Below are 21,216 nucleotides of genomic sequence, written 5' to 3' on the forward strand. Positions count from 1 at the left end.
CGTTTAGTAAACCGTTTCTTTAAAGAAGAATCCTGTATCTAACGGACGATTTACTGGTTGCATTTCTTCTATTTCTTTATATAGATCATCTTTCACGTCATAATATGCATCACGATCTTCTACGCATAAATCAATCGCTTGACGATATTTCTTCGTTACTTCAATAATGTATTCAGAGCTTTTTAGTACACCGTCGATTTTTAAGCTATCAACTTCAGCATCGATTAGTTCCTCTAATTCATCGATGAAACAAATGTCGTTCGGACTCATAATGTGAGTACCATTTTCATCTTCATAAATTGGATATTTATTGTTACGCTCTGGGTCATATAAGAACATATTCTCTTCATATTTTTTCTTTTCAATGTCAAGATTACGTCCTTGATACTCAAAGTAGTTTCCTACTAATGAACGCTTCGATTGGAACATACAAGTCATACCGTGAATTTGTACTTCCAGTTCCACTTCAGCATTTTCTTTTAAATCAACAATTTCATCTAAGCTAAGCTCACGAGCTAATACAGCACGCTTTGATCCTCTTTGTCCCCAGTAATTACAAGTGAACCAGTTTGTTGCTGTCGTTTCTGTATTCCAGTGCAACTGCATATTTGGTGCTACTTCACGAACAGCCATTAATACCGCTGGATCTCCGAAAACAATTGCATCTACATTTACTTCGTTTAAAAATGAAACGTAATCTGTTAATTCTTCTACTTTATCGTTGTGGAACATAGCGTTCATGGCTACGTATACTTTCACACCATTTTCATGTGCAATCTTCACAGCTTGTTTTACATCTTCACGTGAAAACTCCCCTGCTAAACGTAAACCAAACTTTTGCTCACCGATCATTACCGCATCTGCTCCTGCTTTCGCAAGTTGTTCGATATCCGCCACCGCTCTTGGCGTTACTAACAATTCAGGTTTCTTCATACCTTGGTCACCCTCTCTTTTTACTAACAGCTACTCCATCACCAATTGGGAAAATCGTTGTATCATATCCTTCATGGTTCATAAGCCACTCATTGTACGTCTTAATACGACGGATTAAACCACGTGTACGTCTGTTTTCAATTTTCTCTTTTGTCGTTACAAGACCGTGGTACATAACATTATCTGAAATAATTACGCCACCAGGATTTAATAACGGTTCATATAAGTCAAAAAAGCGACGATACTGTCCTTTTGCTGCATCAATAAAAATAACGTCAAATGTCCCGTGTTCTTTTACTTGTTCACCTGTCTCTAACGCATCACCGTAAATAACTGAAATACGATCTGTTACTGGGGAACGTTCTATATATTCAAGTGCTTTTTCATATCGCTCACGATTGCGCTCAACTGTCACAATACGTGAATTTGGAATAGCTTGCATCATACGAATACTAGAATAACCGATTGCTGTTCCAAGTTCTAAAATGCTTTTCGGTCCAATTAAACGTAAAAATTGCAGCATAAATTCCATTCCAAGTCGATCCATAATCGGCACATGATTTTCTGTTGCATATTCTTCCATTTCAAGAATTAATTTATCTTTCGGATCAATAAATGATAATAGGTACTCGTTAACTGCATCCTCCATAAATGGTCCTCCTTATTTACATGGAGAAGTGCCTCTATGACGTCTTTTCACACATAGAATGCAATAAAAATACAAGCCAGCTTTACCCTTAGCTTGTACGTCCCGTTTTGATATTAAAAACGATTCTTCTGCCAGTTTTTAACCCGATATATTTTACCACAAAAAAGAGGGATGTGCGACTTTTTTCGCTATCCCTCCCCATTTCACTGTTTTTTCGTAATGTATTTTTGCTTTAATGCATTATGCTCTTCTAATGTTTTCGCATAGTACACTTCACCACTTGGTGCAGCTAAGAAATAATAATAATCTGTTTGCGCAGGTTCTAACGCAGCTTCTACTGAATGTTTACCAGAGTTTGCGATTGGCCCTACCGGCAATCCTTTTACAACATACGTATTGTACGGTGAGTTGACCTTTAAATCTTCGTATAATACACGTTGTTTATGCTTTCCAAGTGCATATAATACCGTTGGATCCGTTTGAAGCGGCATACCTTTTGCTAAACGATTATAAAAGACACTAGAGATCTTTTGACGATCTGTAAAACCAGTTGCCTCTTCTTCAATAAGTGAAGATAATGTTAAAAGCTGATGAACATCCCAATTCTTCGCTTTCATTGTCGCCTCATTTTGAACAATGATTGCATTTGTTTTCTCAAGCATTGGAATTACAATTTCTTCTAACGTCGTATCTTTCTTATAAAACGAATACGTTGCAGGATATAAATAACCTTCTAATGGGTATTTAATATTGCTATCAAAGATTTTATCCGTTAATAACTTCGGATACTTTTGCTGCATTTTTTGAATAAATGCTTTATCGTTTAATTGACGCGTAACATCATCTTTATTCCACTTTAGTTCTGTCGCAATCGTTTCTGCAATTTCAGTTACTTGCGCCCCTTCTTTAATCGTCACTTTATAAAGAGCTGGACGATGCACATTGCCAGATGACATTTGTTCGATCACATCTTCAGCACTCATTGAAGGGTTTAATAAATATGTACCTGCTTGTAAACTTTTCGATTTAGCCTTTGTATAAAAACTAAAAACTGTACCGTTTTTCACAGCACCTTTTTCTTCTAAAATTTCTCCAATTTTACTTGTAGATGATCCTTTCGGAATTTCTACTTCAATCTCTTTTTTATTCCCGCTATCAACTGGTCCTAATGCGGATGAAATATACGCATAGACTGAACCACAAACTAAAAGCAGTGCAATAATCGAAAATAAAAAGATACGTCTACGCTTCTTTTTCACTTGATTCTCTATCAAAACATTTCCTCCTTACTTAATTGTAGACCGTATGTACACCTTTCTATACAGCACGATGTAAAAACGCAAAAAATTCACTTATCTTTTTTAATTGACACTTTATTTTTCTACAATCCGTCTCATTATACTACAAAGACTTACACAGTTTCGACAAAAAATCTTTCATTTTACATATAAATACAAAAAAAAGATGGACTGTATGTCGTCCATCTTTTCAGTACTTATTATTCAGCTTCTTGCTCATCAGCTAGAGTGTTGAACATTTCTTGTACCATTTCCCACTCTTCTTCAGATTCGATTGGAAGTAAAGTTCCGCCCTCTTCTTCATTTTGCTCATAAGCCATTGCATCATAAATTTGGTCTCCATCTTCGTCTACTTCACCGATTGGAGAGAAGACTACGTACGATTTTTTTCCAAATTTTTCAGCGTCAAAAGTGAAAATAATTTCACATAAATGTTCGTTACCTTTTTCGTCTACAATTGTAATTTGATTTTCTTCCATTTTGGTCACCTCTTATTTACTATCTAAAAATCCTTGTAAGATTACGACTGCAGCCATCTTATCAATTACTTGCTTTCGCTTCCTACGGCTTACATCGGCTGAAATGAGCAGACGTTCCGCTGCCATTGTTGACAAACGCTCGTCCCACATTACAACGTCTAATTGTAACAGCTCTCGTAGGTTTTCTGCAAATTGTTGGCACGCTTCACCACGCGGGCCAATTGTACCATTCATATTTTTAGGTAAACCTACTACTATCTTGTCCACATTGTACTGCTTTACTAACTCAGAAATACGATCAAAACCAAAGTGACCTCGTTCTTCGTTAATCTTAATTGTTTCTAATCCTTGTGCTGTCCAGCCCATTTCGTCGCTAATTGCAACTCCGACTGTTTTTGTACCTACATCTAAACCTAATATCCGCATAAACTACTCCTCACGATGATGTTTCAAGTAAGACTTCACAAGCTCTTCAATTAACTCATCACGTTCAAGCTTGCGAATGATGCTACGTGCATCTTTATGGCGAGGTATGTATGCTGGGTCTCCACTTAATAAATAACCGACGATTTGGTTAATCGGATTATAACCTTTTTCTTGAAGTGCATCATACACAGTTAAAAGTACATCATTTACATGGACACTCTGTTTTTCATCTTGAATGCTAAACTTCATTGTTTTATCAAAACCGTCCATTTCAAGCACCTCACTTATATAGTAAGTATAGGGAGAAGAACTTCTCCTCTCCCTACCATTGTACACTACTATCTCTTTATTTTGAAACAGATTTAACGTACTCTTGTACAAATGCTAAAGCTTCTTCGACTTGAGCTGGGTTTTTACCCCCTGCTTGTGCCATATCAGGACGGCCGCCACCGCCACCGCCGCAACGAGAAGCTACTTCTTTCACAAGTTTACCAGCATGGTAACCTTGGCTAATTAAGTCTTTCGTTACACCTGCTAGGATGTTTACTTTATCGTCATTAACAGACGCTAATACAACAACTGCTGACTCTAATTTATTTTTCAAGTCATCCATCATCGTACGTAAGTTGTTCATATCTGCAACATTTACTTTCGCTGCTAATACATTCACCCCATCAACTGTCATTACAGAATCAGTTAAGTTTCCAGCTTCGATATTGCTTAATTTCGCAGCAAGAGATTCATTTTCTTTTTGCAGTTGTTTCACTTCAGCAAATAGACCATCAACTCTTGTTAAAATATCTTTCGGATTTGTTTTCATTTTTCCTGCTGCTTCTTTTAATAAACCTACTTGATCGTTCATTAATTCGTATGCAGACTTACCAGTTACTGCTTCAATACGACGAGTTCCTGCACCGATACCAGATTCAGCAACGATTTTGAAAATACCGATAGAAGCTGTATTATCAACGTGACAACCACCACAAAGCTCTAAGCTGTAATCGCCAACTTGTACAACGCGTACAACATCTCCGTATTTTTCACCGAATAATGCCATTGCGCCCATTTCTTTCGCTTCTTCAATTGCTTTTTGAGAAATCTCAACATCAATACTTTCCCAAATTTTCTCGTTTACCATACGCTCAATTTTTTCTAATTCGTCAGCTTGTACTTGACCGAAGTGAGAGAAGTCAAAGCGTAGACGTTCAGAAGTTACAAGAGAACCTGCTTGGTTAACGTGTGTTCCAAGTACGTCTTTTAATGCTTGGTGTAGTAAATGAGTTGCTGTATGATTTTTTACAACGCTACTACGATTTTTCGTATCGATAATAGCTTTTACAGCCGCATCTTTCGTTAATGTTCCTTCTTCAACAACAACTTTATGCAAGTTTTGGCCGTTTGGTGCTTTTTGTACGTCTTTTACAAGAACTTTCACACCATCTGCAAGAAGGTAACCACGGTCTGCAATTTGTCCACCGCTCTCAGCATAGAATGGTGTTACATCAAGAATTAACTGTCCTTCTTCACCAGCTTGTAAGCTGTCTGTGTATTCGCCGTTTTTCACAAGTGCAACAACGTTACTTTCTGTTGCAACTGTACCGTAACCAACGAATTCGCTCGCTACTTTAATTTCTCCAAGGACACCACCTTGAACTTGCATAGAATCAACGTCTTGACGAGCAGCACGTGCACGCTCACGTTGTTTTTCCATTTCATTTTCAAAACCTTCATGATCAACTGTCATGCCAGCTTCTTCTGCATATTCTTCTGTTAATTCAATTGGGAAACCGTATGTGTCATATAGACGGAACGCATCTACTCCAGAAATAACAGTTGTTTTTTCTTCTTTTGCTTTTGCAATTACTTCAGCTAAAATCGCTTCACCATCATGAAGTGTTTCATGGAAACGCTCTTCTTCGTTCTTCACAACTTTCGCAATGAAATCTTTCTTTTCAAGTACTTCTGGATAGAAGTCTTTCATTACTTCTCCAACAACCGGTACTAATTCAAACATAAATGGACGGTTGATGTTTAATTTCTTCGAATAACGAACAGCGCGGCGTAATAAACGACGTAATACATAACCACGGCCTTCGTTAGATGGAAGAGCACCGTCACCAACAGCGAATGTTACTGTACGGATATGGTCAGCAATTACTTTGAATGCCATATCTTTTTCTAAATCGCCATTACGATATTTTTCACCAGAAATTGTTTCTGTTGCACCAATCATCGGCATGAATAGGTCTGTATCAAAGTTTGTAGGCACATCTTGAACGATAGATGTCATACGCTCTAGACCCATCCCTGTATCAATGTTTTTCTTAGGAAGTGGTGTATATGAACCGTCTGGATTATGGTTAAATTGAGAGAATACAAGGTTCCATACTTCTAAGTAACGTTCGTTTTCTCCGCCTGGATATAATTCTGGGTCACTAAAGTCATTACCGTAAGCTTCTCCGCGGTCATAGAAAATCTCTGTATTCGGTCCACTTGGGCCTTCACCGATATCCCAGAAGTTTTCTTCTAAGCGGATAATACGCTCTTTGGGAACGCCCATTTTCTCATTCCAAATTGTGAATGCTTCTTCATCTTCTGGATGGATTGTAACTGATAGTAATTCTTTATCGAATCCGATCCATTTGTCGCTCGTTAAGAATTCCCAAGCCCAAGTAATTGCTTCTTCTTTAAAGTAATCACCGATTGAGAAGTTTCCTAACATTTCAAAGAATGTATGGTGGCGAGCTGTTTTCCCTACGTTTTCAATATCGTTTGTACGAATTGATTTTTGGGCATTTGTAATACGTGGATTTTGCGGGATTACACGTCCATCAAAATATTTTTTTAATGTCGCTACACCACTGTTAATCCATAACAGAGATGGATCTTCATGCGGAACTAGTGATGCACTAGGTTCTACTGCATGTCCTTTTTCTTGGAAAAAGTCTAAAAACATTTGACGAATTTGTGCGCCTGTTAGTTGTTTCATTGTATTTTCCTCCTTAAATATAAAAAACTCCCGTCCCTATAAAAGGGACGAGAGTTAACTCGCGATACCACCCTAATTATGAATTGATTACAATAACAATCAATTCATCACCTCATGGTGCCGTAACGTGGCAAGACGGCAGTGATTAGCTGCTCTCAGGATTAGCTTTCTGTTACCCTTCATTTAAAGCTTCTTTCAGCCATATGGAAGCTTCTCTCTATAAATGGACTGTAACGTACTTGTTCCGTCATTGATTTAATGTATTATATGACTAAATATAATAGAATTCTCTTAAGTTTGTCAATGTAGATAATCATTTATATTGGATTAATTACTTATTAATCATAAGTATTCTACTATTCATTCTTAACAGCCTTTTCATATAGTATGCATTTATTAATAAATCGGAATCTCCTTATAAGAATAATTTATAAAAATTTCTAAATATTACTTTTTTTGTTATAATTAAATTATTGTTAATAAAATAAAGGAGCGATCACAATGACAACCTTACTTAGCAAAGCTAAAAACATATTAGCGACTGACGAAACGATATTATTTTACGCAGCATGTTCATTAGACATATTTATTTATCGTTCCGTCGCAAGGCCAGGATTGCTAATTTTAACGAACAAAAGGCTATTCTTTTATGGGCCAGATATAAGTAAGAATCCAATATTTGAAGAGTACTCTTTCGCAAAAATTTCTAATCTAAAAGAACAAAAGCGTCTTTTCAACAATCAAATTGTATTTATGTATGATAACGAATGGAAAAAAATAAAACATATTCAAACAAATGATGTGAGCTCCCTCGTTCAAAAGATACACGAGCAGCTTTCTAAATAAATAAATATATGATTAGCCCTCTATTTCTTACATAGAGGGCTTCTATACTTACACATCTTCTTTTTTCAAGAGAGGTCTCACATGAACAATGACAGTGCGAATAACTGCTAAAATCGGAACCGATATTAGCAATCCTACAATCCCAGCTACCTCTCCCCCAACTAGTAAGGCAAGCATAATAATAACGGGATGCATACGAAGTGACTTACCAACGATGTAAGGCGATAAAATGTTACTCTCCACAAATTGCAAAATCGCAATTGTGATCCCCGCCTTAATAAGTAAACTCGTTGATACTGTTGCTGCAATCATTAACGTCGGGATTGCTCCTAAAATAGGACCGAAGTACGGGATTATATCCGTTACCCCAATAATAATGCCAAGCAATAATGGATATTTCATACCGATAAACCAAAAAGAAAGAGCTGATACTCCCCCTAATACTAAACAAACAAATAACTGTCCTCGAATATAACTTCCAAGTGATTTATCAATTTCTTTCGCAAGCATTTGCCCCGTACCTCGCCATTTACTTGGGACTAGTTTCCAAAAGATATGATAAAACTCACCATAATCTTTTAATATGTAAAATACAATGAACGGTATTAAGAAAATAATGAGCAATGAATCGAGTACACCACGAGCTGTACTCATCACTTTATTTAAAAGCGCTTGAATCTTCGTTTCCACACCCACAAAAAGTTGTTTCACCTTTTCATGAATGAACGAAGGGAAATTCGCCGTTTGTTCTGTAACGCCATCCATCCACGAATCGTACATTTTTGTAAACTGCGGAAATTGTTCATTAATCTCTTGTAACTGCTTAATAACGACTGGTGTTCCTTTATAAATCCCATAACCAATTCCGCCAAAGAAAAGGATATAAATGAGCAAAATGGCAAGTGTACGGGGCATCCCTTCCTTATGAATTTTTTCAATTAAAGGGTGCAATAAATACGCAATAAAACACGCGATAAGAAACGGCGTAATCGCTACTTTAAATACAAAAATAATCGGTGCCCATAGCGGCTTAATTTTTAAAAAGACGAGCAGACAAAGAAAAACAAGTAACAATAATCCTAAACGATATATCCAAATGATTTTAAGATTCTTCACATGAAAAACCTCCTCCACCTTTATTTTGAAAATAAATGGGGTAGGTTATGTGCGAAACTTTTAAAATCTTTTCATACGGACCATACTGTTTTTTAAAGACGTACATATAAATAACATAACAAGGACAACCACCCCTGAGAATACAGCATGAATTAATATAATCAGGAGGGCTAATTATGGTTTTGTTTATGCTTGGATTATCAGCACTTTTTATGATTCTTGAATGGATTTGTATCGGGTTCGGTATTTGGAAGGGATTCTTTATTCGTTCTTCACGTAAAGAAAAAGCGAAGCAATTATGGCAGTATGGAATACTTGGCGTTGGCTGCTACGGTCTATCTTATCTTTTCTCAGAAATCGGACTTTTTTATTTACATATGAGTGCATAAAAAAACTCCCTTGTCTATAAGGGAGTTTTTCACTTTATCGAAATGATTATAAGTAAGACTTAATCATCTTACGTGCTTTTTTCATATTGCGTTTTGAAAATACATCTTGCTTACGAGCATATTGATATGCTGCAGCTCCAACACCTAATGCGATTAATGAATTGCGTAGATTCAAAGTAAATCCCCCTTTTCGTTATCCGATCGTTCTTTCATTCTCATCAAATAAATCATCAAGAGAGCTTAGTGAACCATCTTCCTCAACTTGATGCGTATGGATTTTCCCCTTTGAAACCGATAATTCGATATAACAATTCCAGCAATAAAATTGGTTGACACCTATTTTTCCAATGTCTTTCCCTTTGCAATTTGGACAAATAAACATATGGCTTTCATCTCCTTACAGTCTCCCAGATTCTATTCGCCATTATGTCCAAACTGCATTCATTTATACATTTTACTGGAGCCTTTCAACGCTATGCGTTTGAAAGTTTCACTATATAATTTCACCTTGTTACATGAAATCATACGGTGAAATGTTTTCCACGTCCATTTCCTCGCCATTAACTGTGACCATCTGTACTTCTCCTTGTGATTCTTGCAAGCGACTAGCTAAGGTTGTTTGACGCATTGCATCATCAAGGCGATTTACACCAGATTGGAAAGCTGCTTCCTCTCCGCAAATAATAAGGAACTTCTTACTTCTTGTAATGCCCGTGTAAATTAAATTACGACGTAACATACGGTTGTAACTTTTCACGATTGGCATAATAACAATCGGAAATTCACTACCTTGTGATTTATGAATGGAACAACAATATGCATGCGTAATTTGATTTAAATCGGGCTTCGTATACGTTACCTCAATTCCGTCAAATGAAACGATAATCATATCTTGTTGCTCAACGTTTTCTTTCGCATAAAACACCGAAACAATTTCCCCAATATCACCATTAAACACTTGGCTCTCCGGCTGATTCACGAGTTGCAGTACTTTATCGCCTCTTCGGTACACAACATCACCGTAAGCAATTTCTTTACTCTTTTCCCTCTTCGGATTAAATACTTGTTGCAGCGCTTCGTTTAATACATTAATACCAGCAGGCCCGCGGTACATCGGTGCTAATACTTGTACATCTCTTGCGCTAAAGCCTTTTGTTTTAGCATTTTCACAAACTTTTTTCACAACCTCAACAATTTGAGCTCCTGTACAGCCGATAAATGAACGATCTTTTTGATTTTGTGCTAAATCTGGTGGTAGAGTTCCATTTTTTATCGCATGGGCAAGTTGAATCACTGATGAGCCTTCCGCTTGACGATAAATTTCAGTAAGCTTCACTGTCGGAACTGCGCCTGCATTTAATAAATCTTTTAATACTTGTCCAGGTCCTACAGATGGCAACTGATCTTCATCACCTACAACGATAACTTGAATGTTCGTCGGCAACGACTTAAATAGCTGATTTGCAAGCCAAATATCAACCATTGAAAATTCATCGATAATAAGGAGCTTACCTTGGACAGGATCCGTTTCATTACGCTGGAAAGATCCTTCTGGCGTCCAACCAAGTAAACGGTGAATTGTGCAAGCTGGAAGTCCTGTCGATTCACTCATTCGCTTCGCTGCTCTTCCTGTTGGAGCTGTTAATAGTATTGGAAATGGATTATCATCACTGTATTCATTCGGATTTAACGATAACCCGTGTAGTGATGCATACATTTCAACAATCCCTTTAATAACTGTTGTTTTCCCTGTTCCTGGTCCACCTGTCAATAACATCATCGGTTTATGAAGTGCTGTTTGAATTGCTTCTTGCTGAAACGGTGCATATTGTACGTTCAGTTGTTCTTCAATTTCACCTAACGTTTTTAACACTTCTGCTTCTGGAAATGAAGGTGTTTCTTCTTGATTCATAAGCCTGCGAATAGACTTTACAACACCTTTCTCAGAGTAGAATAACGTTGCTAAATACACTCGTTCTTCTTCTATGATGACTTTCCCTTCACTTTGCATCGTTTCAATACAACCTATAATATCTTCCTCAGTCACTCTTCCTTCTTGATTGTTTAAAAGTGACATCGTTTCTCTTACAAGTTGATCTTTCCTCATATAAACGTGACCAAGTTGTAATGAGACATTCTCTAATGTGTAAAAACATCCTGCGCGTACACGGTCGTCATGATTACCCGATATCCCTAACGCACGCCCTATATCATCCGCTCTTCCAAAACCAATCCCGTCCACTTCTTCGATAAGTTGATACGGATTATTACGAATCACTTCTAATGTCATCTCTTTATACTGCTGGTAAATCTTAATAGAAAGTTTCGTTCCAAAACCGTAGCCATTTAAAAAGCTCATTACTTTCTCTAACCCTTGATGTTCAACAATTGTCTCATATATTTCCTGAGCCTTTTGTTTATTAACAACACCATTTAATGCCTCAGGGTCATCCATAATTTTAGAAATAGCATGTTCTCCGAGATGGTCTACAATTTTTTCAGCTGTACGCTTTCCTATCCCTTTAAATAAATCACTCGCTAAATATTGCACCATACCTGCTTTTGTTTGCGGCAATTCTTTTTTAAATGTTTCAACCATATATTGTTTTCCATACTTTGGATGGTCCTTAAAATGACCTGTCAATGTAAACACTTCATCTTCATGCATGCGGGGAAAATGACCGTTTATCATTACTTTCTTTTCGTCATACGTTTCATTCGTTTCAATGACTTTCATACTGACAACGGAATAGAGGTTTTCTTCGTTGTGGAAAATGGTATGAAGAACTTGCGCTTTTATAAACTTTTTCTCTTCCTCAAACAAATCCATTGCATGTTGATTTCCCATTTTTCCTCTCCTTTCCGGTATTTTCACTTTAATGAGCAGTACATCCCCCACCTTTTTAGATGAGGGATAACTACCCATTAAACTATATTTTTATCTTATTCAGCTTCTTGCTCTAATAAACGAACGCCATTACCCGCTAAAAAGTGTTCTGGCTGAATTTCAGTTGCTTTCTTAAATAAAGCGAGAGCCTTCTCATTATTTTCCTCAAATACGTACGCAACACCTAAATTGTAATACGCATCTGCATGCTCCTCATCCATTTCTAATACCTTTTCAAAATAAGGTTTCGCCTCTTGAACGTGTTCTAGTCGCGCGAAGCAAAGTCCGCACTGGAATACAGCTTCTACATCGTTTTCATCTAATTCTGTTGCTCTTTGTAAGAATGGTAGTGCAAGACGATCATTTCCAAGCTGTACATGTGTGATACCTAACATAAATGTTACATCAGCTGATTGTAATCCAGCTTGCATTGCTTGTTCAAATACAGCTTTCGCTTCAGTAAATTGCTCTTGGCCATAATATACATTTCCTAAACCATAGTAGGCTGCTGCAGATTTATCATCTAACTCTAGTGCACGTTTATAAAATAAAATCGCTCGCTCGCTATCACCTAATACGTCTAATAAATTTGCAAAATTAATGTATCCAAGCGCATCTTTCGGATTTTCTTCGATTGCTTCTGTAAAATTTTTAGCTGCTTCTTCCCAGTTTCCTTCTTGCATATATTGAATACCTGTTTCAAGTTTGTTTGACATGTCCTTCACCTCTACAACAAATTATAACAAAGAATGTATTTTCCAAGCGAACGAAAATTCGCTTTATGTAAAAGAAACCTCTAACCGCTAATCGGCAGAGGCTTCTCATTTATCCTAAATAATCCAATTTCTTACCACTACGGTATACTTCATCAATTGTAGCACCGCCTAAGCACTCATCTCCATCATAGAAAACGACTGCTTGTCCTGGTGTAATTGCACGAATTGGCTCATCACAAAGAATACGAACTGTATTTTCATCAACGATTTGAACCGTTACTTTATTGTCTTCTTGACGATAACGGAATTTCGCCGTGCACTTAAATTCTGTTTCTTTTTCTTTGTTACTTACCCATCCTACATTCGTAGCAATAACTTCATCACCATATAGAAGTTCGTTATGGAATCCTTGATCAACATATAAAATGTTTTCTTTTAGATTTTTTCCAACAGCAAACCATGGATCACCATTACCACCAATTCCAAGGCCATGACGTTGTCCAATTGTATAATACATTAAACCGTCATGCTTCCCTTTCACTTCACCAGATAATGTTTGCATTACACCTGGTTGTGCCGGTAAGTAATTACTTAAGAAATCTTTAAAGTTACGCTCACCAATGAAGCAAATACCTGTACTATCTTTTTTCGCCGCTGTCGCTAAGCCAGCTTCTTTCGCCATTTCACGAATTTGCGGTTTCTTTAATTCACCTAACGGGAACATTGTTTTTGATAATTGCTCTTGGCTTAATTGATTTAAGAAATATGTTTGATCTTTATTGTCATCAACACCGCGAAGCATTTTATATTCGCCGTCCATATAAGCAACACGTGCATAATGGCCTGTTGCCACATAATCCGCACCAAGCGCAATTGCATGCTCTAAAAATGCTTTAAATTTAATTTCTTTATTACACATTACATCTGGGTTTGGTGTACGACCAGCTCGGTACTCATCTAAGAAGTACGTAAATACTTTATCCCAGTATTGTTTTTCAAAGTTTACTGCATAATACGGAATACCAATTTGGTTACACACTTCAATTACATCATTGTAATCTTCTGTTGCTGTGCAGACACCATTCTCATCTGTATCATCCCAGTTTTTCATAAAAATTCCGATTACATCATAACCTTGCTCTTTTAATAAAAGTGCTGCTACAGATGAATCGACGCCACCGGACATTCCGATGACAACGCGTGTTTCGTGAGGTAGTTTGTTCATCATGTCACCTCCCATGCTAATTTTGTGTTAATCGCTTCACGATTTTCACTGTTTCGTACGCCGCTTTTTCAATTTGCTCTTTCGTATTTCCAAGTCCAAAACTAAAGCGTACGGATGAACGTATTTGATCGGAGTCTTTTCCAAACATCGCTACTAATACATGTGATGGATCAATCGAACCAGCTGTACAAGCAGAACCACTTGATACTGCAATGCCAGCTAAGTCTAAGTTCACAAGGAAAGGTTCAATGTTCATTCCTGTAAAACTTACATTAAGTACATGCGGTAAGCGATGTTCTAAGTTTCCGTTTACCTCGAAAGTAATGCCTTCATTTTTGAAGACAGATACCATTATATCTTTAAACTCTTCATATTGGGCATTTTTTTGCTCACGAGTTTTTTCAGCTATAAGAATTGCATACTGAAGCCCAGCAATACTAGGCACATTTTCCGTACCAGCACGGCGTTTTCTTTCTTGCTCTCCGCCTATTAATAACGGTTCAAATTTCACATTTGCACCAGCGTATAAGAAACCTACACCTTTTGGCCCGTTAATTTTATGAGCTGAAATTGATAATAAATCAATACCAAACTCTTTCACATTAATTTCTACTAAACCGTAAGCTTGTACCGCATCTGTATGGAAATACGCTTGATGCTCTTTTAACAGCTTTCCTATTTCCACAATCGGTTGCATCGTCCCTACTTCATTATTCCCAAACATAACAGATACAAGAATCGTCTCTTCTGTTAATGCCTTTTGTATGTCAGAAACTTGAATGCGCCCGGTTTCATCGACAGGTAAATATGTCACTTCAAACCCTTCACGCTCTAACAATTCGCACGTATGCAAAATCGCATGATGTTCAATTTGCGTCGTTATAATGTGGTTACCTTTATGACGGTTCGCACGTGCTACACCGATAAGCGCTAAATTATCAGCTTCTGTACCACCGCTCGTAAATATAATTTCATTCGGATTCGCATGAATGCTGCGTGCACACACTCTTCTCGCCTCATCTACTGTGTGACGAGTTTGACGTCCATAAAAGTGAATACTAGACGGGTTCCCGAATATTTCTGTCATATATGGAATCATCTTTTCGACCACTTCTGGGTGAGTCGGAGATGTCGCAGCATGATCTAAGTAAATGCGTTCCATTAAATCTCCTTCTTTCCAAATCGTTTCACAAGGAATTAAATGTAAAACATATAGCCCCCGTGATTTTCTTCCTCATAACGTACTAAATCTTCTAACGTTGTACTATCTAACACTTCTTGCACCGCATCACGAACACGCATCCATAACTGGCGCTGCGCTGGCTCTTCTTCTTCTATCATTTCTACAACACTAATCGGTCCCTCTAATACACGGATTACATCCCCAGCTGTAATGTTAGCCGGTTGATCAGATAATACATATCCGCCATATGCCCCGCGCGTACTCTTTACAAGACGAGCGTTACGAAGTGGTGAAATTAATTGCTCTAAGTAATGCTCAGATAAGTCATGCGCCTGCGCAATTGATTTTAATGAAATCGGACCTTCACCAAACTTTTTTGCAAGATCAATCATAATTGTTAAGCCATAGCGGCCTTTCGTTGAAATTTTCATCTATTTTGCACCTCTTTTCAAATTTTCACTTCTATTGGTTATATCTTATTTATAAAAAGAACACAATTTAAAATCCTATGAAATTATAGCATAATATAGTATTATAAGAAATTTCAACTTGTGTATCAAAATGATAACATAAAATCACATTGAAAAACTCGGAAATTATTACAATTGAAAGAAAAATGAAAATATTATCCTTCATTTTTCCCATAAAACAGCATCCTATTTCAAATTTCGTAGAAAAAAATGATACGATAGAACGAGATTATATATTAAGGGAGACGGTCCAAATGAAACAACCACTCGCACATCGAATGCGCCCTACAAATATTCAAGAAATTATTGGGCAACAACATTTAGTTGGTGAAGGAAAGATTTTATGGCGAATGGTCCAAGCCAATCATTTTCAATCTATGATTTTATACGGTCCTCCAGGTACAGGAAAAACATCCATTGCCAGTGCAATTGCTGGAAGTACCGGTACCCCGTTTCGTCTATTGAACGCTGTTACTCACAATAAAAAAGATATGGAAGTTGTCGTGCAAGAAGCGAAGATGCATCGGCACCTCGTTTTAATTTTAGATGAAGTTCACCGTCTAGATAAAGCAAAGCAAGACTTTCTATTACCTCACTTAGAAAGCGGACTTCTTACTTTAATTGGTGCAACGACAAGTAATCCATTCCATGCAATAAACTCCGCTATTCGAAGCAGGTGTCAAATTTTCGAATTACACGCACTAACAGAAGATGATATTTTAATTGGGTTAAAAAGAGCTTTAGAAGATAAAGAAAAAGGCCTTGGAGAATATGCTGTAACGGTAACAGATGAAGCACTACATCACTTTGCAAATGCCTCTGGTGGTGATATGCGTTCCGCTTATAACGCACTTGAGCTTGCTGTATTATCTAGCTTTACTACAGACGATCAAGCGGCTGAAATCACACTCGAGATTGCGGAAGAATGCTTACAAAAGAAGAGCTTCGTTCACGACAAAGGCGGCGATGCTCATTATGACGTATTATCAGCATTTCAAAAATCAGTGCGCGGAAGTGATGTAAATGCAGCGCTCCATTATTTAGCACGCCTTATTGAAGCAGGTGATTTACAAAGTATTGGCAGACGCCTTCTTATTATGGCTTATGAAGATATTGGACTTGCTAGCCCACAAGCTGGACCACGTACACTAGCTGCAATTGAATCAGCTGAACGAGTTGGATTCCCAGAAGCACGCATCCCACTTGCAAATGCCGTTATCGAGCTATGCTTATCACCAAAATCAAATTCAGCTTATAAAGCACTTGATGCTGCATTACACGATTTACGCAACGGTCAAACAGGTGACATTCCAAGCCATTTAAAAGATAGTCATTACAAAGGCGCAGAATCACTTGGAAGAGGCATTGGATATTTATATCCACACGACCATCCAAATGGCTGGGTAAGGCAACAATACTTACCTGATAAAATAAAAAACAAGCAATATTATAAACCGAAAACGACAGGGAAATTTGAGCAAGCCCTTTCTACTGTTTATGAAAGATTACAAACTTCGAATAAAACGAAAAATAAAGGGTAACATAAACGAAAACGTCACCATTATGGAGGCTTCGCTTATGAAAACACGTCAAGATGCATGGACAAAAGAAGATGATCTCCTTTTAGCAGAAACTGTTTTACGACATATTCGCAGCGGAAGTACACAAATAAAAGCATTTGATGAAGTCGGCGATACGTTGAACCGGACTTCAGCAGCTTGCGGCTTTAGATGGAATGCTGAAGTAAGGCCGAATTACGAAGATGCTGTGCAGCTTGCGAAGAAACAACGTAAAGAATTAAAGCGCTCTGAAGCTAAAATAGAAAAAAATCAGTTCACGAAAACGAAACAACTCGTAATCGATGCTGAGTTTTCTGAAGATATTACGCCAAGTAAACAAGAACTTACGATGCAAAATGTCATCTCATTTTTGCAAAACTTGGAGCATAATAACCCTTCACTCGCAAAGTTGCAAACTGAAAATGATGTATTACAAGCTCAGCTCACTTCTCTGCAAAAAACGAATCATGAACTTGAAACGAAATTAGCGGTACTCACAAAAAAACAACAAGCAATCGAAGAAGATTACGCGATGCTTGTTCGAATTATGGATCGTGCTCGAAAACTTGTTTCAGTCGAAGAGCAAGAAGAGCAAATTGCCCCGATTTTCAAAACAGATCAAAATGGAAATTTAGATATTATTTATTCTGCAGAGAATTAAAAACAGGGATGTCACTTTTTTGACTAAGTGACATCCCTGTTTGTTTCTTTGGTGGAGAGTATATATGTATGTGTCGGTAAATGAAATTACACCGACGATTTTTCAAATATATCTATCGTAACTCAAAATATATCAACGATTTTTTTAATATATCGATGATTCGACAAGAAATATCCCTCCCTATCACACAAGAAAACTCTCGGTATAGATTAGATATTTTTTACTAAAATGTTATTATAAACATATACATTTTAAGGGCGATGGTTGCTATTTCATTAATAGTCTTCAAAATAACACTCGGTATTCTCTTTCTAATATTAGGTCTTTTTACCATTAAGAGTTTAAAAAAGATTTCCGCCTATAAGTCGGATAAATACGATTATTCTTTATTAGGATTACTTACATTCGAATTATTAGTATTGCAAATATCTGCAATTCTTTAAAACATAATAGAAAAAGCATATACCCTTGACGGATATATGCTTTCTTTTTATTCTTGCCCTACACGCTTCACTTCAACGTTTTTAATACGTTCACGTACAACGTGACTTGCCATGATTAAGCCTGCCACAGATGGTACGAATGCATTTGATGAAGGCGGTAATTTCGCTTTACGAATTTTTGCATTTTCGTCTGGTACGATTTCTTTACGTACCTCTTCACGAATTACGATTGGGTTTTCGTCAGAGAAGACAACTTTTACACCTTTTTTAATACCCTCTTTACGAAGCTTCGTACGAATGACTTTCGCAATTGGATCTGTATGTGTTTTAGAAATGTCCGCAATACGGAAACGAGTTGGATCCATTTTATTTGCTGCACCCATACATGAGATAATTTTAATTTTACGACGTAAACATTGTTTAATTAAATGGATTTTGAACGTAATCGTATCAGATGCATCCACTACGAAATCTAAACCGTGCTTAAAGAACTCTTCATATGTTTCATCTGTATAAAACATTTCAAGTCCAATTACTTCACACTCTGGGTTAATGTCTGCGATACGCTCTTTCATTAATTCTACTTTTGAACGTCCTACAGTAGATACTAAAGCGTGAATTTGACGGTTTACGTTTGTAATATCTACAACGTCTTTATCAACTAATACAAGACGTCCAACGCCAGAACGTGCTAACGCTTCAGCTGCAAAAGAGCCTACGCCGCCAATTCCTAAAATACCGACTGTACTATTTTTTAATATTTCAAGTCCTTCTTTACCGAAGGCTAATTCATTACGTGAAAATTGATGTAACATTCAGCTCTACACTCCTATTACAAAAATGGTCTACCATGTATTCTAGCGTTTTTCCGACTATTTGTATAGAAAAAGTTATAGAATTCCTAAAAATACATATTTCGATAATGAAAACATAGTGTAAACCGGTCTTTTTTTACTTCCTTTCAATACACGTTTAAAAAGGAGGATTTAGAGAACCGAGCAGATCGAGGCGCTGAAGCCAGGAGGAGCGCAGTGTAGAAATACTACTCGAGCACCGAACTGGCGAAGCAACGATGAGATGCGACAGTTATCTAAACCGGACTTTTTAAACAACCTCTCAAAAAAAGTCTAGATGGTATTAGTATAACCATCTAGACCCTATTCTTACTTCTCTTCTTTTAAGCTTAATTTTAAGTTTAACTCTTCAAGCTGTGCTTCTGCAACTGGGCTTGGAGCTTCTGTTAATAAGCAGCTTGCGCTTGCTGTTTTCGGGAATGCAATTGTATCACGAAGGTTCGTACGGCCTGCAAGCAGCATAACAAGACGATCTAAACCTAATGCAATACCGCCGTGTGGTGGTGTACCGTATTCGAATGCTTCTAATAAGAATCCGAATTGCTCTTGCGCTTCTTCTTGTGAGAATCCAAGTGCTTTGAACATTTTTTCTTGTACGTCACGCTCGTAAATACGAAGTGATCCACCACCAAGCTCATAACCGTTTAATACAAGGTCATATGCTTGTGCACGTGCTTTTTCTGGTGCTGTTTCTAGTAACTCAACGTCTTCACGGAATGGCATTGTGAATGGGTGGTGAGCTGCGAAGTAACGATCTGCATCTTCATCGTACTCAAGAAGTGGCCAATCCGTTACCCATAGGAAATTAAATTTACTTTCATCAATTAACTCAAGCTCTTTACCTAGACGTAAACGAAGTGCGCCTAAGCTATCTGCAACAACGCTCTTCTTATCTGCTACGAATAGTAATAAGTCGCCAGCAGTAGCTTCTAATGTGCTCATTAACACATTTGCATCTTCTTCACCGAAGAATTTTGCAATCGGTCCTTTTAAACCGTCTTCTTCAACTTTAAGCCAAGCTAGACCTTTTGCACCGTATACTTTCACGAATTCAGTTAATGCATCGATGTCTTTACGAGAATATTTACTTGCAGCACCTTTTGCATTGATTGCTTTTACTTGTCCGCCGCTTTCTACAGCACTTGTAAACACTTTAAAGCCACAACCTGCTGCAAACTCAGATAAGTCTGTTAGTTCCATTTCAAAGCGTGTATCTGGCTTATCAGAACCGTAGCGAGCCATTGCATCAGCATATTTCATACGAGGGAATGGTGCACTAACTTCTACACCTTTTGCATCCTTCATAACTTTCGTCATCATACGCTCCATCATATCTAAAATTTCATCTTGTGTTAAGAATGAAGCTTCGATATCAATTTGCGTGAATTCCGGTTGACGATCCGCACGTAAATCTTCATCACGGAAACAACGTGCTACTTGATAGTAACGCTCAAATCCGCCGACCATAAGAAGCTGTTTAAATAACTGTGGTGACTGTGGTAGTGCATAGAATTCACCATCATGCACACGACTTGGTACTAAATAGTCACGAGCTCCTTCTGGCGTGCTTTTCGTTAAAATTGGTGTTTCTACTTCTAAGAACTCTTCTGTGTCTAAGAAGTTACGAATTGTTTTCGTTACGTCATGACGCATTTTGAATGTGTTAAACATTACTGGGCGACGTAAGTCTAAATAACGATATTTTAAACGCACATCTTCTGATGCATCTGTATCATCAGCAATGATGATTGGCGTTGTTTTCGCTGCATTTAGTACATTTACTTTTGTTGCTTGTACTTCAATACGACCAGTTGCCATATTGTCATTAATTGCGCCTTCACCACGTTCAACAACTGTACCTTCTACGTGTAATACGTATTCGCTACGAATTGTTTCTGCTACTTCTAACGCTTCTTTTGATGTTTCTGGGTTAAATACAACTTGCACGATACCTGTACGGTCACGTAAGTCGATAAAGATTAATCCACCTAAGTCACGGCGTTTTTGTACCCAACCTTTTAATTGAACTGTTTGTCCAACAGCTTCTACTGTTACTTTTCCACATGCATGTGTTCTTTCAGCCACTGTAAGTT

General features: G+C 37.4%; 21 protein-coding genes and 1 other annotated feature. Of the genes, 4 read left to right on the forward strand and 17 right to left on the reverse strand.

The window, feature by feature from the left end:
* Positions 1-3: 3 nt before the first annotated feature.
* The 7 genes from MHB52_RS22720 to alaS all read right to left on the reverse strand — a co-directional run bounded on the left by MHB52_RS22720 (position 4) and on the right by alaS (position 6,774).
* Positions 4-933 (reverse strand): peptidase U32 family protein, encoded by a 930-nt coding sequence (locus MHB52_RS22720; protein WP_000742807.1) that lies wholly within the window; start codon positions 931-933, stop codon positions 4-6.
* Between the two features lie 7 nt (positions 934-940).
* On the reverse strand, positions 941-1,582 hold the full coding sequence (locus MHB52_RS22725; protein WP_000389102.1) for an O-methyltransferase: 642 nt from the start codon (positions 1,580-1,582) through the stop codon (positions 941-943).
* A gap of 203 nt (positions 1,583-1,785) precedes the next feature.
* Positions 1,786-2,856, reverse strand: coding sequence for an endolytic transglycosylase MltG (gene mltG, locus MHB52_RS22730; RefSeq protein WP_016118655.1), 1,071 nt, complete (start codon positions 2,854-2,856; stop codon positions 1,786-1,788).
* Positions 2,857-3,080: 224 nt separating this feature from the next.
* Entirely contained in the window at positions 3,081-3,359 is a 279-nt protein-coding gene (locus tag MHB52_RS22735) for a DUF1292 domain-containing protein (RefSeq protein WP_000392247.1), read from the reverse strand.
* A gap of 12 nt (positions 3,360-3,371) precedes the next feature.
* Complete coding sequence (ruvX, locus tag MHB52_RS22740; RefSeq protein ID WP_061664888.1) at positions 3,372-3,785, reverse strand: Holliday junction resolvase RuvX; 414 nt, start codon at positions 3,783-3,785, stop codon at positions 3,372-3,374.
* A 3-nt stretch (positions 3,786-3,788) separates the two neighbouring features.
* The gene (locus tag MHB52_RS22745) at positions 3,789-4,055 is read right to left on the reverse strand and encodes an IreB family regulatory phosphoprotein (protein ID WP_000348590.1); all 267 of its coding nucleotides are present in this window, start codon (positions 4,053-4,055) and stop codon (positions 3,789-3,791) included.
* Positions 4,056-4,131: 76 nt separating this feature from the next.
* Positions 4,132-6,774: an alanine--tRNA ligase gene (gene alaS, locus MHB52_RS22750; protein ID WP_000811825.1), complete on the reverse strand. Its 2,643-nt coding sequence runs from the start codon at positions 6,772-6,774 to the stop codon at positions 4,132-4,134.
* Between the two features lie 40 nt (positions 6,775-6,814).
* Positions 6,815-7,034, reverse strand: a binding site (T-box leader).
* Positions 7,035-7,275: 241 nt separating this feature from the next.
* On the opposite strand from alaS, the gene MHB52_RS22755 reads away from it, so the two are divergent.
* Positions 7,276-7,620 carry a PH domain-containing protein gene (locus MHB52_RS22755; protein ID WP_061664889.1) on the forward strand — a complete coding sequence of 115 codons (345 nt, stop codon included), beginning with the start codon at positions 7,276-7,278 and terminating at the stop codon, positions 7,618-7,620.
* Positions 7,621-7,668: 48 nt separating this feature from the next.
* On the opposite strand, the gene MHB52_RS22760 is transcribed toward MHB52_RS22755, so the two are convergent.
* Positions 7,669-8,736, reverse strand: coding sequence for an AI-2E family transporter (locus MHB52_RS22760; RefSeq protein ID WP_000793128.1), 1,068 nt, complete (start codon positions 8,734-8,736; stop codon positions 7,669-7,671).
* A 176-nt stretch (positions 8,737-8,912) separates the two neighbouring features.
* Between MHB52_RS22760 and MHB52_RS22765 the strand changes: the two genes are divergently transcribed.
* Complete coding sequence (locus MHB52_RS22765) at positions 8,913-9,125, forward strand: hypothetical protein (protein ID WP_000242539.1); 213 nt, start codon at positions 8,913-8,915, stop codon at positions 9,123-9,125.
* 46 nt (positions 9,126-9,171) lie between these two features.
* Here the strand turns inward: MHB52_RS22765 and MHB52_RS22770 are convergent, their stop codons facing one another.
* From MHB52_RS22770 to cymR, 7 genes are all read right to left on the reverse strand, one after another.
* Positions 9,172-9,300, reverse strand: coding sequence for a YrzQ family protein (locus MHB52_RS22770; RefSeq protein ID WP_001053553.1), 129 nt, complete (start codon positions 9,298-9,300; stop codon positions 9,172-9,174).
* 18 nt (positions 9,301-9,318) lie between these two features.
* Positions 9,319-9,507 carry a hypothetical protein gene (locus MHB52_RS22775; protein ID WP_000469281.1) on the reverse strand — a complete coding sequence of 63 codons (189 nt, stop codon included), beginning with the start codon at positions 9,505-9,507 and terminating at the stop codon, positions 9,319-9,321.
* A gap of 129 nt (positions 9,508-9,636) precedes the next feature.
* On the reverse strand, positions 9,637-11,973 hold the full coding sequence (gene recD2 / locus MHB52_RS22780) for an SF1B family DNA helicase RecD2 (RefSeq protein ID WP_000528086.1): 2,337 nt from the start codon (positions 11,971-11,973) through the stop codon (positions 9,637-9,639).
* Between the two features lie 95 nt (positions 11,974-12,068).
* Entirely contained in the window at positions 12,069-12,728 is a 660-nt protein-coding gene (locus tag MHB52_RS22785) for a tetratricopeptide repeat protein (protein ID WP_061664890.1), read from the reverse strand.
* Positions 12,729-12,837: 109 nt separating this feature from the next.
* Positions 12,838-13,953, reverse strand: coding sequence for a tRNA 2-thiouridine(34) synthase MnmA (mnmA, locus tag MHB52_RS22790; RefSeq protein WP_001038010.1), 1,116 nt, complete (start codon positions 13,951-13,953; stop codon positions 12,838-12,840).
* A gap of 16 nt (positions 13,954-13,969) precedes the next feature.
* Complete coding sequence (locus MHB52_RS22795) at positions 13,970-15,115, reverse strand: cysteine desulfurase family protein (protein ID WP_000439893.1); 1,146 nt, start codon at positions 15,113-15,115, stop codon at positions 13,970-13,972.
* A 35-nt stretch (positions 15,116-15,150) separates the two neighbouring features.
* Positions 15,151-15,567, reverse strand: a complete 417-nt coding sequence (cymR, locus tag MHB52_RS22800; protein ID WP_000704116.1) for a cysteine metabolism transcriptional regulator CymR — start codon at positions 15,565-15,567, stop codon at positions 15,151-15,153.
* A gap of 293 nt (positions 15,568-15,860) precedes the next feature.
* Here cymR and MHB52_RS22805 point away from each other — a divergent pair, with 293 nt between their 5' ends.
* Together MHB52_RS22805 and MHB52_RS22810 are read left to right on the forward strand one after the other, a co-directional pair.
* Positions 15,861-17,147 carry a replication-associated recombination protein A gene (locus MHB52_RS22805; protein ID WP_000812919.1) on the forward strand — a complete coding sequence of 429 codons (1,287 nt, stop codon included), beginning with the start codon at positions 15,861-15,863 and terminating at the stop codon, positions 17,145-17,147.
* A gap of 37 nt (positions 17,148-17,184) precedes the next feature.
* Positions 17,185-17,826, forward strand: a complete 642-nt coding sequence (locus MHB52_RS22810; RefSeq protein WP_000857722.1) for an RsfA family transcriptional regulator — start codon at positions 17,185-17,187, stop codon at positions 17,824-17,826.
* Positions 17,827-18,316: 490 nt separating this feature from the next.
* Here MHB52_RS22810 and MHB52_RS22815 read toward each other — a convergent pair whose 3' ends face one another.
* Together MHB52_RS22815 and aspS are read right to left on the reverse strand one after the other, a co-directional pair.
* Positions 18,317-19,084 (reverse strand): tRNA threonylcarbamoyladenosine dehydratase, encoded by a 768-nt coding sequence (locus tag MHB52_RS22815; RefSeq protein WP_000903176.1) that lies wholly within the window; start codon positions 19,082-19,084, stop codon positions 18,317-18,319.
* Between the two features lie 348 nt (positions 19,085-19,432).
* A complete protein-coding gene (aspS, locus tag MHB52_RS22820; protein WP_000840898.1) occupies positions 19,433-21,208 on the reverse strand; it encodes an aspartate--tRNA ligase in 1,776 nt (591 codons plus the stop codon).
* Positions 21,209-21,216 lie beyond the last annotated feature (8 nt).

Origin of the sequence: Bacillus sp. FSL K6-0073 (assembly GCF_038006085.1) — a bacterium.
In the GTDB taxonomy this organism is placed as follows: Bacteria; Bacillota; Bacilli; order Bacillales; family Bacillaceae_G; genus Bacillus_A; species Bacillus_A cereus.

Bases quoted from the DNA above. Each gene is read 5' to 3' on its own strand.
- MHB52_RS22810 (WP_000857722.1), top strand. From the start codon at position 17,185: ATGAAAACACGTCAAGATGCATGGACAAAAGAAGATGATCTCCTTTTA.
- MHB52_RS22815 (WP_000903176.1), bottom strand. From the start codon at position 19,084: ATGTTACATCAATTTTCACGTAATGAATTAGCCTTCGGTAAAGAAGGA.
- MHB52_RS22775 (WP_000469281.1), bottom strand. From the start codon at position 9,507: ATGTTTATTTGTCCAAATTGCAAAGGGAAAGACATTGGAAAAATAGGT.
- MHB52_RS22725 (WP_000389102.1), bottom strand. From the start codon at position 1,582: ATGGAGGATGCAGTTAACGAGTACCTATTATCATTTATTGATCCGAAA.
- MHB52_RS22765 (WP_000242539.1), top strand. From the start codon at position 8,913: ATGGTTTTGTTTATGCTTGGATTATCAGCACTTTTTATGATTCTTGAA.
- MHB52_RS22795 (WP_000439893.1), bottom strand. From the start codon at position 15,115: ATGGAACGCATTTACTTAGATCATGCTGCGACATCTCCGACTCACCCA.
- MHB52_RS22720 (WP_000742807.1), bottom strand. From the start codon at position 933: ATGAAGAAACCTGAATTGTTAGTAACGCCAAGAGCGGTGGCGGATATC.
- cymR (WP_000704116.1), bottom strand. From the start codon at position 15,567: ATGAAAATTTCAACGAAAGGCCGCTATGGCTTAACAATTATGATTGAT.
- MHB52_RS22805 (WP_000812919.1), top strand. From the start codon at position 15,861: ATGAAACAACCACTCGCACATCGAATGCGCCCTACAAATATTCAAGAA.
- MHB52_RS22735 (WP_000392247.1), bottom strand. From the start codon at position 3,359: ATGGAAGAAAATCAAATTACAATTGTAGACGAAAAAGGTAACGAACAT.
- ruvX (WP_061664888.1), bottom strand. From the start codon at position 3,785: ATGCGGATATTAGGTTTAGATGTAGGTACAAAAACAGTCGGAGTTGCA.
- alaS (WP_000811825.1), bottom strand. From the start codon at position 6,774: ATGAAACAACTAACAGGCGCACAAATTCGTCAAATGTTTTTAGACTTT.
- MHB52_RS22745 (WP_000348590.1), bottom strand. From the start codon at position 4,055: ATGGACGGTTTTGATAAAACAATGAAGTTTAGCATTCAAGATGAAAAA.
- MHB52_RS22755 (WP_061664889.1), top strand. From the start codon at position 7,276: ATGACAACCTTACTTAGCAAAGCTAAAAACATATTAGCGACTGACGAA.
- recD2 (WP_000528086.1), bottom strand. From the start codon at position 11,973: ATGGGAAATCAACATGCAATGGATTTGTTTGAGGAAGAGAAAAAGTTT.
- MHB52_RS22785 (WP_061664890.1), bottom strand. From the start codon at position 12,728: ATGTCAAACAAACTTGAAACAGGTATTCAATATATGCAAGAAGGAAAC.
- mnmA (WP_001038010.1), bottom strand. From the start codon at position 13,953: ATGAACAAACTACCTCACGAAACACGCGTTGTCATCGGAATGTCCGGT.